Origin of the sequence: Nostoc sp. NMS2 (assembly GCF_017115105.1) — a bacterium.
Lineage (GTDB): Bacteria > Cyanobacteriota > Cyanobacteriia > Cyanobacteriales > Nostocaceae > Nostoc.
The window spans coordinates 75,190-90,952 of sequence record NZ_JABXKH010000131.1; the positions used below are offsets into that span (position 1 = coordinate 75,190).

Sequence of the window (15,763 nt, forward strand, 5' to 3'; positions counted from 1 at the left end):
ATTTAGAATTTTCTCCTTAAAAAGCAATACGCTTGTGTTAGCGCCAAAAATCTTAAACTGCGTAGGTTGGGGAGCCACTGCGGTGGGCGGGTTTCCCGACTTGTTCGCGCAGCGTCTCCCCTTGGGAAAAGCAAGTGGCGTTTGAGGAAGGAAACCCAACATTTTCGATGGTAGGTTGGGTTTCACTTCGTTCAACCCAACCTACGATTATCCTTAACCCAAGCGTATTGTCTTAAAAAGAGGGTAAAGAGAAAAAAGATTCTCCTTTGAAAGGGGAATCTTCACTAACTGATTCAGAAATCATATATTTTCATTAAAAAAAATATAATTTTAATTTTTAGCCAATTCTTATTGACCAATTAACCATAATTAATAATTATTGCTTTTTATTAGCAAGCAACTTTTTGTCTGCATCTTCTATTTCTAAAAGTTCTGGAATAGTCACAAAGCGATAGCCTTGCTTTCTAAAGTTGCTAATAATTTCTGGTAAAGCTTGTACAGTTCTAGAACGGTTCCCACCACCATCATGCATCAACACAATCCCACCAGGTTTTGAATCTTTAATCACGTTATCGATCAACTTTGGTACAGGTGGTAATTTGTAGTCTGTGGAGTCAGCCGACCACATGATCACAGCATACTTCTGTCCTCTAGCATAAGCAGATAATCCATTGTGCAGCATACCACCAGGCGGTCGGAAGAGATTTGTTTTAGCGCCTGTGATTTGATAAATTAGGTCTGTTGTGCGATCGATTTCAAAAGCTGCTGCTTCTTGATTAAAGAAGTGATACCAGTGATGCCAAGTATGGTTAGCAATTACATGACCTTCAGTTACAATTTTCTTTCCTATTTCTGGATAATTTTTTAGGTTCTGCCCAACAACAAAAAACGTTCCTTTGATATTATTTGATTTCAGAATATCTAGCACTTGCTCTGTAGTGTCAGGCCAAGGGCCATCATCAAAGGTGAGAGCAATTACTTTTTCACCTTGAGTGAGTTTTGCCTCTTCAATTATTGCCCCTTGAAAACGTGACGGCAGAGCGTAGGATAGCCCTTTTGTTTGTGCTTCTTGCTGCCAACTTGTAAACATCGCCGCCTTTAATTTCTCAATGCGCTGCTGAGTTCCTACATTTGCAGCCACATCTTTGACATCTATATTTTGTCTACTTTGAGCCTCTGAAGCATTTGGTCTTAGAAGCATCATGAAAGCAAGGCTAAAAACACCACCTAAAGCAAGCAGTGCAATTAATATTCCTTCTGGCCACAGAAACGATTTATTGTTTTCCACCTCATAGCTCCTTCAAAGATCAAACCGTCAACCACGATTATGACGGTACGTCATAGCACATTTTTTTAGATATCTTAAATACCAGTCACTTTCTGGTAATTCTGAAAATTGGAATTGGGGCTAACGGAGATTTACAACAGACTATATGGCTTTAACTGAACCTACATACTTGAAATTTCAATGAGCGTTTACACAATACTTGGTACTGTTTAATATCAACCCATTCATAAAAGGCAAGGTCTGCATTTCCACATTCTTACCTCTAGCTCTAAGAAGGAGTACAATTAGATAATTAGCCACACCCCAAAATCCTCTTAATAGGAGTTCTGAATTAGTTTCTGTCTTTCACTTCACCGCGAAGGCAGCATTATCATTTCAAGTTTTATAGCTTTACAAATAAGATGAGCTAGACTGTCGCGCCTACAATTTGCAGTTTTCGCGGGCTGAAGTTGTTATCTTCAGACATTCTGACAGTAAAGTTGTAAATTATACAACTTAGTGAATTATTTGATTAACATACAAAACTACTTACAAGGGGCGGGGTATCTTTAAAGTGTTAGTTCTATTCTTGATAAGATATATTCTACTGCCTGCTGCTATTGCTTCCTTTTTAAGAAAAAGTTAAATTTTCAACTGACAGAATATTACCTTATACTTTCTATGGAATAGACCAGACGAAAATTGATTCAATATAGTTTCTCATTGCCAAGGGGCACTTATTCGTTAATGTAGATACTTTTGACCAATTTAGCAAAAATAATTTTCTCGGCAGTTTAATTCTATTTTTAATGCTGATACTTTAGCCTAAATTGCTAGTGACTTTTGTGTGTTAATGTTTTTCTCGATAATTAGGGAGATTTATATCTTAATTAATAGTACAATTTAATATGTACTGTTACCGTGTAATTACGGAAAAAGTCGCATATATAAGGTAAATTGTTAAAATCGCAATAATATAGGAATTCGCTTCGATTTCTGTTCGCGCAGCGTGGCGTAGCCATATTTACCTGCATAGGTAGGCAATGGTAAATAGGAAAGAAGGCTTTGTGTACTAGTTAAAGCTTGGAGAGAGAACCACAAGGAGGCTTAGATACCGCAAGGGATCTAAGTTAAGTGAACTCGTTGAACCAAGAATCCCCTCTCTAGCGAGACACTTGCGCGAACGGCAATAGCTGCGGGGAGTGTGAACTAATAACTTGCCTTATAATTGCAGTAATTAGAATTAGTATTCTTAATTATCGAGGAATCTTAATCATTCGCTTATATTGCCTTAAATAGGTCATCGTTTATTTGCAGTACTTTTACTTATGTTTGATAGATGTAATAACTGTATTATTTAATATATGTATGGGTTTATGCAGAACTTAGATTGTCTATCAGTATACCTTTTGAGTCAAAATAATCAAGGTATTTATCCCACTTCTGAAATTGGCTACAAATTTTTATGATTCCTCACGAAAGTGATGCAAAAGAAGAACGTGCGTCGTCAAAAGTATTGCGTAGTTGGCAAGAAAATCTGATTTTAATAGCGATCGCATTATGTTTAGCACTTCTGATCAGGACTTTTATTGCCGAACCCCGTTATATCCCTTCGGATTCGATGCTGCCAACCTTACATACTGGCGATCGCTTGGTAGTTGAAAAAATATCCTACCATTTTCACCCTCCCATAACCGGGGATATTATTGTTTTTCAGCCACCCGCAGAACTACAACGTCGGGGATATCCCAAAGACCAAGCTTTCATCAAGCGGGTTATTGGCCAGCCTGGTGAGGTAATTGGTGTTGATTCTGGCAAAGTCTATCTCAACGGTCAACCCTTAGCAGAAGACTACATTGCTGAACCACCAAATCAACCATATCAACCAGTGAAAGTCCCAGAAGACGAATTTTTTGTCATGGGAGATAACCGCAACGATAGTAATGACTCTCGCTATTGGGGCTTTTTACCCCAACAGAATGTCATCGGCCGGGCAACATTTCGTTTTTGGCCTCTCGATCGCATTGGGTTCATTTAATCGATTTTGGATTTTGGATACTTCGACTTACCTCGGCTTCGCTCGGCACAAGTCGCTCAGTACAAGTTTTGGATTTTAGATTTTTCCTTCAATTCAAATTCAAAATCTCAAATTAGCAGAGTTAGAAGTTATTTTAAAACTTCTAACTTATGGACTTCCAAGAAATAAATTATCCAAATAAACGAACCACAGAGGCGCAGAGAACACAGAGAGAGAAGAAATAGAGAGAATTTTTATGTCAATTTTGGGATGTTTTTTTATTTGGAAGTCCCTTAAAACCTTAAATAATACATCAGTTGAGCGATCGCATCACCAGGTAACTCCAATCGTCGTTGGAAATCAGCTAGATTACGGTAAGGCCCGGAGGATTGCCGATTTTGAACCACTGCTTGCGCTAAAGATAAATCTATAAATGGAATTTGTGCTAACTTTTCGACTGTTGCTGTATTCGGATTGACTAAATGCGTAGCACTTTCTAAAGATTCATGGTCATAGTAAATAAAATTCAGCAGAGGCTTTAGCGGTTCCAGACGCGGCGCTGGTATAGCCAAAGCCGCAGCGATATCTTCAATACAGTAAAATTTAACACCAGAATGCGAAAGTTCGACGAGCGATCGCGCTTGGTGAATTGACAAACCTGGTAGGCGTAACCAATCATCTACAGTGGCTTGATTAGCATCAATGCGAATACCTAATTTGGCCGCTATCTGAATTTCTTCCCCAGATTGGAGGCGATAGTAAGGATCGTTGAGGAGCTTGGCGCGGAGTTTTTGCAGCTTAGGGTTCAAAGGTAGCCAATTATTCATGTCCCTTACTTTAACCAATATTTGGGTCAAGTCCCCATCCCATAAGGGTTAATTCTAATGCGATTGGGGTTGAAATCCCCTTTTCGCTTACATAATTACGAATTACGAACTTGTACTGAGCGTAGCCGAAGTATTACGAATTACGAATTATTTAAGAAATCTGGTCTAGCAATTGGCGGCGCTTTTGCTCAAACTCATACTCTGAAATCAGTCCATCCTGACGCAAAGCATCTAATTCACGCATTGCGTCAGCCATCGCTCCTACCTGATTACTTACCTTTTGTGAGTTCCTTGTCGCTGACTTGCCTAGATTAAAATTGCGATCGAAAGCTTCCTCGTCTTGAGCTAAATACCAAACTCCCTCAATGGCACTAGCTACCTTGGGGATAGGTGTCCAGGAAAGTAATACATACAAAACACCCCAAAAAGGCTGTCCCAGATAGAATTTATGTAATCCTGAAATTGTCAGCGTGCCAGAAAAAGCTAAAACAGCAGCAACACTTCGACTTTTGCGCTTAGTCAACATATTTCTAATAAATCTACCAATACCACAGTTTCTACAATCAGACAGTCAAATAACCTGTCTTACCCTCCAGACTTTTAGATGAGAAATCCCACAGACAATTTAGTATTTGAAGAAATTTGAGTAAGTTTCACATGACTATGCATTGAGCTTTGATGCTAATTTTAAGTTTTTAACAGCTTTATTACTACTATGTCACAGACCTTACTACCGCCAGGATGGGTTGAAAAGCTTTGCGATCCTTACGCTGTGCTAGGAATTTCTGTGATTGCTGACGATCGCCAGATTTTCAAACGCTATCACACTTTAGCGAAGCTGCTACATCCCGATCGCCATGCCAAAAACTGCAATCCAGACCAAAAATTAGCAACGGCAATATTTAGCCATTTAATCAACCCAGCTTATGAACAACTGAAACATCGACAGAAGCGCTTGATTGCGATCGCTATGCTGCGATCGGATGCAAGGGTTTTGGAGCAGAAGCCTTTGTCTTCTCAAAGTGCCATAGCTCAGGAAATTATGGAAATGTCTACACCTGAAGCCGAATTGTTTTACGAAGAAGCGATCGCCTGTTATGCAGAAGCTCAATACAAATCACTAGATCAGTTTTATCAGGTGACGCAACAAATTACTATACTGAATTTAGTATACCTACGGTTGCATAAACCAGACCTCTTTCTACCACAAAAAGCTGTTCCCATAATCCCTGAAGTAGAAATCAAGCCAGTTGAATTGACATTAACTGATGTCAAACCAGTTTTGACAAACTACGCTCAACGTCACTACCAGCGAGCTACTGAGTATGTCAGGCTAGGAAAATGGGCCATAGCCGTTCAAGAACTGCGCGATGCCATCAAGTTAGAGCCAAATAACAGTGACTATTATGCCTTATTAGGTTTGGTACATCTCAAACAGAAATTTATGGGGATGGCTAGGGTTTACATCTGTCAAGCATTAAAACTAAACCCAAAAAATTCCCTAGCCTTAAAATACGCTCCCGAACTGAAAATTAAACTGGGTGAAAACACCAATCCTAAATCAATGGCTAAAGCTATGAGTATTGCGGCTTTATTAAGTCGGTTTACACAGCGAAAAGGTTCTCAAGTCAAGTGTTGAAATTTCGGTAACAAACCGTACTAAAACCGAAGCTTCGTCACTAGATTACTCACCTAGACTAAAATAATAAATAGAAGTAAAACTATTAAGCTACTGAGTCTGGGCGCTCAGTTTAATATAAGCAATATGGGATTCTTCGATTCTGAGATAATTCAGCAAGAAGCAAAACAACTTTTTGAAGATTATCAAGCGCTAATCAAGCTTGGTAACAACTACGGCAAATTTGACCGCGATGGCAAAAAGCTGTTTATTGAGCAAATGGAAGCCATGATGGATCGGTATCGCATCTTTATGAAGCGCTTCGAGCTATCAGAAGATTTCATGGCACAAATGACCGTAGAACAACTGAAAACGCAATTAGGTCAATTTGGTGTCACTCCGCAACAAATGTTTGACCAAATGCACCTGACTTTAGAACGGATGAAAGCCGAGCTAGAAAAACAGACTTAGTTAATTTTAGATTTTGGATTAATTGCCAATCCAAAATCCAAAATCCAAAATCCAAAATCCAAAATCCAAAATTATTGTGACTTGGGACGAGAAAACTGTGAAGGTGGCTTGAAGTTTTCTACAGGTGTGTTCTTAAGTGCCTTCTCCATAAAATCTTTCCAGATGGGAGCGACCATAACACCACCTGTTGCATGGTCAGCTAGTTGTCTGTTGTCGTCTCTGCCTACCCAAACCGCAGTTGTTAACTGTGGCACAGTACCAACAAACCAAATATCCTTTTCTGATGATGTTGTTCCCGTCTTACCGGCGGCTGGCCGACCGATAGCAGCACCTTTACCAGTACCTTCAGAAATTACCGATCGCATCACATCAATAATTGCTGCTGATGCCCAAGGATCGAGAACTAGCTGAGGCTTGGGAGTATTATCTAGCAATACGTTACCACTACTATCAGTGACACGGGCAATTACAGTTGGTGGTGACTGCCAGCCATAATTAGCAAAAGTCGCATAAGCACTAGCCATTTCCAGAGGTGTTACACCAATTGCACCTAGAGGCAAGGAAGTAACAGGTTCCATCGGACTCATAATACCCAAGGTACGACAAGTTTCGATCACTCTATTCATCCCTACAGCCTTACCAATCTTGATCACGGGAATGTTACGTGACTGGGCTAAAGCTGTGCGAATCGGCATCGATCCCCTAAAACTGTTATCGTAATTTCTGGGAAAGTACCAACCGTTACCATCTCGATAGCTAACTGGGGCATCTACCACCGTTGAATCTGGCGTATACTTACCAGTAGAAAAAGCAGTATAGTATACAAATGGTTTAAAAGAAGATCCGGGCTGGCGTTGAGCTTGAGTTGCACGATTGAACTCACTGGTCTTAGGATCTATACCGCCCACCAATGCTTTGATAAAATGTGTGCGCGGATCAATTGACACCAGGGCCATTTGGTTCTTAGATAATCCCTGATCTAAAAGTCTTTTATGCCACTTAACTACGGTTTCCTCTGCCATTATTTGGAACTTAGTATCAACTGTAGTTTGCACCCGCATCCCACCTTTGAGTAATGTCTCACGCCCAAACTTCTTAGCCAATTCCTGCGCTACAGTGTTGGTTACATAAGGTAGGGCACTACCTTGAAAAGATTTGATTCTACCAAGTTTTATTTCCTGCTTGAGGGCATTGTCATACTCTGACTGGTTGATCCAGTTTAATTCCAGCATCCGCCCCAGCACTTCTTTTTGTTTCTGTTTTGCCAGCTTCATGCTCACAAAGGGGCTGAATTCTTCTGGTGCTTGGATCAAACCCGCCATCATTGCTGATTCACCCAAGCTCAAATATTCTGATGACTTATTAAAGTAACTGCGGGCTGCCGTTTGTACACCATAATTGTTATGACCCCAATAAACTTGATTGAGGTACATTTCTAAAATTTGGTCTTTGGTAAGAATTTGCTCTAGCCTGATTGCCAGCACTGCCTCCGCTAACTTGCGGGTAAAGGCACGCTTTTGAGACAAAAATAGGTTTTTTACCAACTGCATAGTAACAGTAGAGCCACCCTCTTTGACTCCACCTGCTACAGCGTTAACTACTATAGCCCGGCCAACACCAGTGGGGTTAATACCGTGGTGATCGTAGAAGTGACTATCTTCACTTGCTAATACCGCCCGTTTTAAGTTCGGAGAAATTCTATCCAGAGGTACGACTTCCCGGTTGGCTTCCCCGTGGATACTCGTTAAAAGTTTACCTTTAACGTCATAGATGTAAGTTGTTTCTGAGGGAAAGAAGTTACGTAGCTGTCTTACATCTGGCAAATTACGGAAACTGATGGCTAAACCAACCAGTCCTCCGGCTACAATGGAACTTGCCAACATGGTAATTGAAAGCAGAGTGCCGCCAGTTACCTGACCAACTCCTTTCAAAAACTCAAAACCCGATGAAGCCCGACGTTGTGGCTGTTTATCTTCAAAAGTCCTAGAAGACGACACGGCGATTTCACTTCCTCACTTATAAATTTAACTGTAATTGATTGGACGAAGCAAGGCGGTTAATTTTTTGCAATTATAGTAGTTTGGCAGATGAGAAAGTGGATAAATTGCAAGTGTTTATAACCAACTTAACTTCTAGTGGGCAAAACATAGCTAATAATGATGAGTCTCTTAGTATGACGCAAGATTTTGCTTGGCTGCGTCGTGGTGTTGTAGAAGTTTTTCCACAACCAGTTGATGTTAACAGTGAAACTCTAGAAAAGCGTTTGGCAACTACAAACAAACCTTTGAGGATCAAGTTGGGGATTGACCCTACTGGTACTGATATTCATCTTGGTCATAGCATACCAGTACGAAAACTGCGAGCGTTTCAAGATGCTGGCCATATAGCAGTTCTAATTATTGGCGATTTTACAGCACGCATTGGCGATCCGACTGGGAAATCTGAGGTGCGTCGCCAGCTTACAGAAGCAGATGTCGCCCAAAATGCCCAGACTTATCTTGACCAAGTACGTCCTATCTTGGATTTTGACACACCAGGAAGGTTAGAGGTGCGTTATAACTCAGAATGGCTCTCTGGACTTAACTTAGAGAAAATTTTGGAGTTACTCTCGACGATGACGGTGGGGCAGATGTTGGCGAAAGAAGGATTTGCCGATCGCTATAAGAAAGAGAATCCGATTTTTATCCATGAGTTCCTATACCCGTTAATGCAAGGTTTCGATTCCGTTGCTGTTGAAGCAGATGTGGAATTAGGAGGGACTGATCAGAAATTTAACATCGCTGTGGGCAGAGATTTGCAGCGCCATTTTGGTCAAATGCCCCAGTTTGGGATGCTGCTGCCAATTTTGATTGGCACGGATGGGGTGCAAAAAATGTCCAAGTCTTTAGGTAATTATATTGGGTTGTCGGAACATCCGGGGCAAAAATATCAGAAGTTACAAGGAGTTCCAGATAATTTGCTGTCACAATATTTTGAACTGCTGACGGATTTACCTTTGGATAATCTGCCAGAAAATCCCCGCGATCGCCAAACACTTTTAGCATGGGAAGTTGTCAAGCAGTACCACGGCGAAACAGCCGCCCAAGAAGCAAAAGTTGCAGCCCAAAGTGGCGGAAAGGAAGGTACAGTTCCCGAATTTTCTCTAGCTGAGGTATCGCATCCGGCTAAATTAGCCTATATTCTCAACGTCACTGGCTTATGCAAAAGTACAGGGGAAGGTAAGCGAAAAATTCAAGAAGGTGGGGTGCGTATAGATGGCGATCGCATTACCGATGTTGATACTACTTTTGCCGATTCTGCCCAGTTACAAGGTAAGGTTTTACAAGTTGGGAAAAATAAGTTTGTGCGTTTAGTGCCTTAAATGGGAAGTAGGGAATCGCAAATGAACGCAGAGCAACGAGTTATAGTGCCTTTGGATGTGCCGGATGAACAAAGTGCGATCGCTCTTATAGATCAACTTCCGCAAGTGGTTTGGTGGAAAGTAGGCTTAGAGTTGTTTACCAGCACTGGCCCGAAAATTTTGGAAGTCCTAAAGTCCAAGGAAAAACGAATCTTCCTAGATTTAAAGTTTCACGATATCCCGAACACTGTCGCCGGTGCTTGTCGTAGTGCAGCTAAATATGGGGTAGATTTATTGACAATTCATGCGACATCTGGTATAGAAGCTCTCAAAGCTGCAACCGAGGCAGCACAAGAAGGAGCAGCCCAAGCGGGTGTAAAACCGCCTAAGTTAATTGCTATTACTTTGTTAACGAGCATTTCTACTAGGCAGTTAGCGTTTGATTTAAAAATTCCCCTAGAATTACCAGAATACGCTCTAGAAATGGCATTAATGGCTCAAGAGGCGGGATTGGATGGGGCAGTTTGTTCGCCTCAAGAGGCGGCACAGTTGCGAGAAACTTGTGGAGATGACTTTTTGCTAGTTTGTCCCGGCGTTAGACCAAATTGGGCAGAAAAAGGCGATCAAAAGCGATCGCTCACTCCAGCCCAAGCAATGATTGCTGGTGCAGATTATCTCGTAATTGGCCGTCCCATCACGGCTGCTACTGATCCGGAATTAGCCTGGAAGAGGATTTCTGAGGAGTTAACCACAGTGGCATGAAGTTAAGAGTCAGTGAGAAACTGGGAGACAGAGTGCAGGGTGTAAGGGAGAAAAATCTTGCCTCTTCGCTCAAGAAGAAAAATTATAGTTGGCTTTTAGCTTGTGGCTTCTGGGTTTTAGTATCAAATAGCCTTACTTACCCAGCGTTCTCGAAAAACCTCACCCCTAACCCCTCGGCGCTAGCAGAAAAGGAAAATGTCAACGACGGGGCGAAGTCTTTCTGTTCTGAGCAAAATTTAGAAACATTAACTATACAGCTACTCCAAGATTTACCTAGTTATACAAATCGCGCTAGTCAACGCGCCCGTCGCCTTAGCAGAAAAAGTGATATTTATAGTTATATGTTAGTGGCAGGAAGACCAGAGTTTACTCCTCTGCCCCTTAACCTGGAAGAATATAGTGCAGATGCGTCTAAAAGCTCTGCATCAGGAGTTGAGCAAGTTTTCTTTACTACCTTGGAGCGGCAGTACATAGGCAAGAAAGCGATCGAATTACAGGAGTTCCACTGGTTGTTGTTGACTAAAACTACAACTGGTTGGCATTTAGTAATGATGTTTTCTCAAACTGGTTCCAATTCAGCACAGCAGCCATTATCCCCGCCCCGCGATAGTAGTAATGGTACTGTTGCCCAAGGGGTTAATACTTGGTTACGCGATTGCCAAGCTGGAAGTGTCCGACGGATGCGTGCTGTAAATGGTGGACGATATCCCGCCCAGAACTGAAGTTATGGGCTGATAGCCAAAAAATACTCAACTACTTCTTGTGGGGTGGGCATCCTGCCCGCCTATAGTCCAATACGGTTCAGTTAAGAAAAATAGTAGGTTGGGTTGAGCAATAGCGAAACCCAACAAATGGTTAATAATGTTGGGTTTCGTTCCTCAACCCAACCTACACAACTCAACTACTTCTTGTGGGGTGGGCATCCTGCCTGCCCATAGTCCAAGGCGCTCATGTTGCCCACCCCACAAGATTGGATAATTTATTTGTTGAAAGTCCCCAAACGAAAAGCACTAAAAGTATGCTTTTGCAAAAGGGGGAAAGAGATTTTTATTACCCTTTTCCCTTTTCGCTACCTCTGCAAAAAGTCGATTTTGATCTCCATCAATTTTCGACCTAGATAATTGTTGTAAACAAAATAAATGTACATCATCTAACTAGCTTGTATCAGTGAAATTGCGCCTATGTCTTTGGGAAGATTTTCACCAAGTTTAGGCAATAAACAGCAAAAAAAAGCAGACATTATTTAAAAACGAAGGCTGGCTTTAATTTAAGCGTTGTAACTCCCATTTTTTGGCGATAACATAGAAATAAGTTTATTTCAAGCTTCTCAAACCGCCTTTGGCGTTAGTTTTTTATGGAGATTCAATTAATCAACATCGGCTTTGGTAACATTGTGTCTGCTAACCGAGTAGTTGCAATTGTCAGTCCAGAATCTGCCCCGATTAAGCGGATTATTACCGATGCGCGGGACAGAGGTCAACTGATTGATGCAACTTACGGTCGTCGGACTAGAGCTGTAATTATCACCGATTCCAGCCACGTAATTCTATCAGCAATTCAGCCGGAAACGGTAGCGAATCGCTTTGTGATTTCCCGCGATCATCAAACTGTAGATAATTAACAGTAGATTATTGCTACTCCTCTTTGTACCGCATCAGCAGTACGATGTGAATTAGATAAGTTTTCTGTCACCCTTGCTACATATTCCTTAGTCACTAGTGGACTTGGCCGGGAACACAAGACTAATGAATAATATCTATTGATTGATTCACATGTTGAGGGGATAATGCCAGTTTTACCCATCCAGAGTAGTGCTACCACCGAAGAATGCTTACATTTAGGCAGGTTGATTGTTTTGACTGGCCCTAGTGGGGTTGGTAAAGGCACTTTAATGCGATCGCTCCTACAACGTCATCCAGAACTTTATTTTTCCGTATCCGCAACGACTCGTTCTCCCCGTCCAGGGGAAATCGATGGCAAAAATTATTACTTTGTCAGCCGTAGTAAATTTGAACAATTAGTGGCTGAAGGTGAATTTTTAGAATGGGCAGAATTTGCTGGTAACTATTACGGCACTCCCCGTGAAGCTGTACTTAACCAAATTCAATCTGGCAAGTTGGTAGTGCTGGAAATCGAGTTAGAAGGCGCAAGACAAATTCGTGTTTCCTTCCCCAGTGCCCTGAGCATTTTTATTTTACCGCCTTCTTTTGATGAATTGGAGAAACGGATACGCGATCGCGCCCAAGACTCTGAAGAAGCGATCGCCCGTCGTCTACTCCGCGCCCAAGAAGAAATTCAAGCCGCAGACGAATTTGATATTCAAATCGTTAATGACGATTTTGAAACTGCTTTAAATGACATTGAAACGGTTTTGTTCAATTAAGGAGAGACGCGATTAATCGCGTCTGTACAGGAGTTAGGAGTTTAAAATCATAAATTCTAACTTCTAACTCCTAACTCTTCATTTCTAAATTAACCAAATAAACCTTGAATTATTCCCAGGTTACTAGTCAAAAAGTAGGCAACTACTGCACCACCAATACCACCAATCAAGAAAGAACTGGTAAAGTTGTTCCAGCTTTCTTTAGAGTTAAAAGCATCTACCGGGGGATTGGGTACGGTAACGCTAGGAAGTGCTTTAGGTGGATTGCTATTGGCATACAAGGATAGACAAGCGGTGAGCAAAACCACTAAGCCGATGGCTCCCAGTAACCCAGCCAAGTTAGCGTTAGCTGTATCCCGCAGTGGGCCCAATTTGGCGAAGGGGCCAAATAGCAAGTAGCCATGAGCCTGTCCAACTTCTAAACCGCGTCTAGCAGGAGACAGACCTGGACGATAGGCAGGTAAGTTATTAATGAACCACTTGCTCAAGGGAGAAGCATTAACCGGGGTTTCTAGATTGCCCAGTTGCGGATCGCGGAATGCAGGGAAAACAACTTCCCGATTTCTGGGATCGCTGGGGAGATTCTTTGATGCGTCTACAGCTTGTGCCATATTTTATGTTCGCCTCTAAATTTAAAATGGTGGCATTTTTATATTAATAATAATTGTAGCCAAAGATGTTTTTTGGCTAAGAAGTTTAGAAAAATTAATTTAGCTACTTTTAAAAGTGTGAAACTCGCGATCTGTAAACAGGATCACGAGTTTCAAAAAACTCTTTGTGCTGCCTATTCTGCTGATAACTCTGCTTAACTAAGCTGAATATATCAACTACATAATTTTAGGAAAAACACAAGAAATTTAACTGTGCTAAATCCCTTTTTCCACTTATGGCAGTGGGTGGAAAAGTAAGTCTGGGAAAAAGCGGTTGAATTCAATCAAGATACCTGCTGTGATTGTCAGCCAGATGGTAGCTGCCACAGGTGCTGTGGAAATAAACTTAATCAAATATGATGATTGATCGCCTTTGTCTGCCATGAATTTAGTCTCCAAAACGAATGAATTAGTTAAGCTGATTTAGCGTGGGGAAATGGGGATTTCTGAATCTTTGGCTGCTAATTTACCAGAGAGTAATTCTTGCACTGCTGCTGCTGGCCAAGCAAAGCCTGATGCCATTATGGGTAGTGCCAAACCAAGATCGATTTGGATTTCTTTGAGTTCAGTATCAGATTCCTTTTTGATCGCTTGCAAGTAGGCACGACCTACCCAGCCAATCCAACCGGCAATATATAGAAACAGAATGCTGGGGATCAAAAAGTCACCAGCCCGATCTAGACGACCATCAACAATTAAGTGGGGGTAGCCTTCAGGGCCGCACAGTGCCTGAGAATAACGCTCAAACCGCTTTTTTCCTGATTGGGGATCGGCGGTAGTATTACGGGCATTAGCTGCTAGCTCTTGAAAAGCGGGATTGTCCTTGCACGGTGTCAAATTAGCCCCTAAAGCTTGTGCTGGGGAGGCAAAATTGAACCAAAGACAAATCGCTAACATCAAAGCAAACAATCGTCGCATAGAGTTGTTTCCTTTTATTACAAAACAAGAAGTTCTTTGTACAAAACGAAGCGGCTTGTACAGTTGTTTATTTGCATAACTAGGAAGTCATCATACTCTTGGGTGGGAACCGAGTAAAGTTTAAGTAAATAAAAGTTAAAGCTTCTCAACCAAAATGGAGTGCCAAGTCTTGAGGGCTGAGTATAAGAATTGTTGTTGTAGGGTAGTAAAGAAGCAAGATTTTCTTTTGATTACTCTGGATTCCAGACTCAGCACTCGTTACTTGAAATGACAACCGTTTTAGCAATAGAAACCAGCTGTGATGAAACTGCCGTCGCAATTGTTAACAATCGTAAAGTTTGCAGCAGTATTGTAGCCTCGCAAATTCCAGTCCATCAGCAGTATGGCGGGGTAGTGCCAGAAGTCGCGTCTCGCCAGCACTTGGAAACGATAAATGTTGCGATCGCACAAGCCCTAGAGCAAGCCCAACTAGACTGGGGACAAATTGACGCAATTGCCGCCACCTGTGCCCCTGGACTCGTAGGAGCGCTTTTAGTAGGCTTAACTGCTGCCAAAACCCTAGCAATGGTACATAACAAGCCATTTTTGGGAGTTCATCACCTCGAAGGTCACATTTATGCAACTTACTTAAGCGAGTCAAGTTTAAATCCCCCTTTCTTGAGTTTATTAGTTTCTGGCGGACATACAAGCTTGATTTTCGTAAAAGATTGTGGTATATACGAAACGCTGGGGCAAACCCGTGATGATGCTGCGGGTGAAGCCTTTGATAAAGTGGCGCGATTATTAAAGCTGGGTTATCCGGGTGGGCCAGTAATTGACAAGTTGGCACAACAGGGAAATTCTCAAGCCTTTGCTCTACCAGAAGGAAAAGTTTCTTTACCTGGTGGGGGGTTTCATCGCTATGATGCGAGTTTTAGTGGGTTAAAAACGGCTGTATTGCGTTTAGTGCAGCAATTAGAGAAAGATGGTGGACAAGTGCCAGTGGCAGATGTAGCAGCTAGCTTTCAGGAAACCGTAGCGCGATCGCTAACCAAAAGAGCGATCGCCTGTGCCCTAGACTATGGTTTAGATACAATTGCCATTGGTGGCGGTGTAGCAGCTAATAGCGGATTAAGAAAAAACCTCCAAGCCGCCGCCATTCAACATAACCTCCGCGTCCTATTCCCACCTCTGAAATTCTGTACAGATAACGCCGCCATGATCGGCTGTGCCGCCGCCGATCATCTATCTCATGGTCATACATCGCCCCTCACACTAGGCGTTGAGTCTAGGTTAGCGCTGACCCAGGTGATGAAGTTATATCACTCTCTTGAATAGTCATTTGTCCTTTGTCATTTGTCATTTGTCCTTTGTTAGAGGATGTTTGAAAAGTCCTCTTGTTGAGATCAAAAATTTTAGATCCCTCTAAATCTCCCGATAAATTGGGAGACTTTGATTCCGGTTCCCCCCTTTTTAAGGGGAGCCAGCGCGGTCTTGGGGTCTCCCCCGCCGCAGGATGCGCGAAGCGCTG

Annotated in this window: 16 protein-coding genes; 9 read left to right on the forward strand and 7 right to left on the reverse strand. The window is 42.0% G+C overall.

The window, feature by feature from the left end; translation table 11 throughout:
• Positions 1-376: 376 nt before the first annotated feature.
• Positions 377-1,288 carry a polysaccharide deacetylase family protein gene (locus HWQ36_RS23215; protein WP_292706866.1) on the reverse strand — a complete coding sequence of 304 codons (912 nt, stop codon included), beginning with the start codon at positions 1,286-1,288 and terminating at the stop codon, positions 377-379.
• 1,444 nt (positions 1,289-2,732) lie between these two features.
• On the opposite strand from HWQ36_RS23215, the gene lepB reads away from it, so the two are divergent.
• Positions 2,733-3,305 (forward strand): signal peptidase I, encoded by a 573-nt coding sequence (gene lepB, locus HWQ36_RS23220; protein ID WP_292706868.1) that lies wholly within the window; start codon positions 2,733-2,735, stop codon positions 3,303-3,305.
• 272 nt (positions 3,306-3,577) lie between these two features.
• Here the strand turns inward: lepB and HWQ36_RS23225 are convergent, their stop codons facing one another.
• Both HWQ36_RS23225 and HWQ36_RS23230 read right to left on the reverse strand, forming a co-directional pair.
• Entirely contained in the window at positions 3,578-4,111 is a 534-nt protein-coding gene (locus HWQ36_RS23225; protein ID WP_292706869.1) for a ComEA family DNA-binding protein, read from the reverse strand.
• 151 nt (positions 4,112-4,262) lie between these two features.
• Positions 4,263-4,637: an NINE protein gene (locus HWQ36_RS23230; RefSeq protein ID WP_185585057.1), complete on the reverse strand. Its 375-nt coding sequence runs from the start codon at positions 4,635-4,637 to the stop codon at positions 4,263-4,265.
• Between the two features lie 189 nt (positions 4,638-4,826).
• Here HWQ36_RS23230 and HWQ36_RS23235 point away from each other — a divergent pair, with 189 nt between their 5' ends.
• Together HWQ36_RS23235 and HWQ36_RS23240 are read left to right on the forward strand one after the other, a co-directional pair.
• The gene (locus tag HWQ36_RS23235) at positions 4,827-5,750 is read left to right on the forward strand and encodes a DnaJ domain-containing protein (RefSeq protein WP_292706870.1); all 924 of its coding nucleotides are present in this window, start codon (positions 4,827-4,829) and stop codon (positions 5,748-5,750) included.
• Between the two features lie 126 nt (positions 5,751-5,876).
• Positions 5,877-6,200 (forward strand): DUF1825 family protein, encoded by a 324-nt coding sequence (locus tag HWQ36_RS23240; RefSeq protein ID WP_292706871.1) that lies wholly within the window; start codon positions 5,877-5,879, stop codon positions 6,198-6,200.
• Between the two features lie 71 nt (positions 6,201-6,271).
• Here HWQ36_RS23240 and HWQ36_RS23245 read toward each other — a convergent pair whose 3' ends face one another.
• Positions 6,272-8,197, reverse strand: a complete 1,926-nt coding sequence (locus HWQ36_RS23245) for a transglycosylase domain-containing protein (RefSeq protein WP_292706873.1) — start codon at positions 8,195-8,197, stop codon at positions 6,272-6,274.
• 176 nt (positions 8,198-8,373) lie between these two features.
• Here HWQ36_RS23245 and tyrS point away from each other — a divergent pair, with 176 nt between their 5' ends.
• The 5 genes from tyrS to gmk all read left to right on the forward strand — a co-directional run bounded on the left by tyrS (position 8,374) and on the right by gmk (position 12,685).
• A complete protein-coding gene (gene tyrS, locus HWQ36_RS23250; protein WP_292706935.1) occupies positions 8,374-9,561 on the forward strand; it encodes a tyrosine--tRNA ligase in 1,188 nt (395 codons plus the stop codon).
• A gap of 21 nt (positions 9,562-9,582) precedes the next feature.
• Positions 9,583-10,302, forward strand: a complete 720-nt coding sequence (gene pyrF, locus HWQ36_RS23255; RefSeq protein WP_292706875.1) for an orotidine-5'-phosphate decarboxylase — start codon at positions 9,583-9,585, stop codon at positions 10,300-10,302.
• Positions 10,299-11,024 carry a hypothetical protein gene (locus HWQ36_RS23260; protein WP_292706876.1) on the forward strand — a complete coding sequence of 242 codons (726 nt, stop codon included), beginning with the start codon at positions 10,299-10,301 and terminating at the stop codon, positions 11,022-11,024. Before pyrF ends, HWQ36_RS23260 begins: the two co-directional genes overlap by 4 nt.
• A 632-nt stretch (positions 11,025-11,656) precedes the next feature.
• Positions 11,657-11,923, forward strand: coding sequence for an extracellular matrix/biofilm regulator RemA (gene remA / locus HWQ36_RS23265; protein ID WP_012410221.1), 267 nt, complete (start codon positions 11,657-11,659; stop codon positions 11,921-11,923).
• Between the two features lie 165 nt (positions 11,924-12,088).
• The gene (gene gmk, locus HWQ36_RS23270) at positions 12,089-12,685 is read left to right on the forward strand and encodes a guanylate kinase (protein WP_292706937.1); all 597 of its coding nucleotides are present in this window, start codon (positions 12,089-12,091) and stop codon (positions 12,683-12,685) included.
• Between the two features lie 89 nt (positions 12,686-12,774).
• Here the strand turns inward: gmk and HWQ36_RS23275 are convergent, their stop codons facing one another.
• The 3 genes from HWQ36_RS23275 to HWQ36_RS23285 form a co-directional block, all read right to left on the reverse strand.
• Positions 12,775-13,296, reverse strand: a complete 522-nt coding sequence (locus HWQ36_RS23275) for a photosystem I reaction center protein subunit XI (RefSeq protein WP_292706879.1) — start codon at positions 13,294-13,296, stop codon at positions 12,775-12,777.
• 273 nt (positions 13,297-13,569) lie between these two features.
• Positions 13,570-13,719 carry a photosystem I reaction center subunit IX gene (gene psaJ / locus HWQ36_RS23280; RefSeq protein WP_012410218.1) on the reverse strand — a complete coding sequence of 50 codons (150 nt, stop codon included), beginning with the start codon at positions 13,717-13,719 and terminating at the stop codon, positions 13,570-13,572.
• Between the two features lie 39 nt (positions 13,720-13,758).
• Complete coding sequence (locus tag HWQ36_RS23285) at positions 13,759-14,253, reverse strand: Photosystem I reaction center subunit III (RefSeq protein ID WP_292706884.1); 495 nt, start codon at positions 14,251-14,253, stop codon at positions 13,759-13,761.
• Between the two features lie 267 nt (positions 14,254-14,520).
• On the opposite strand from HWQ36_RS23285, the gene tsaD reads away from it, so the two are divergent.
• Positions 14,521-15,570: a tRNA (adenosine(37)-N6)-threonylcarbamoyltransferase complex transferase subunit TsaD gene (tsaD, locus tag HWQ36_RS23290; protein WP_292706885.1), complete on the forward strand. Its 1,050-nt coding sequence runs from the start codon at positions 14,521-14,523 to the stop codon at positions 15,568-15,570.
• Positions 15,571-15,763 lie beyond the last annotated feature (193 nt).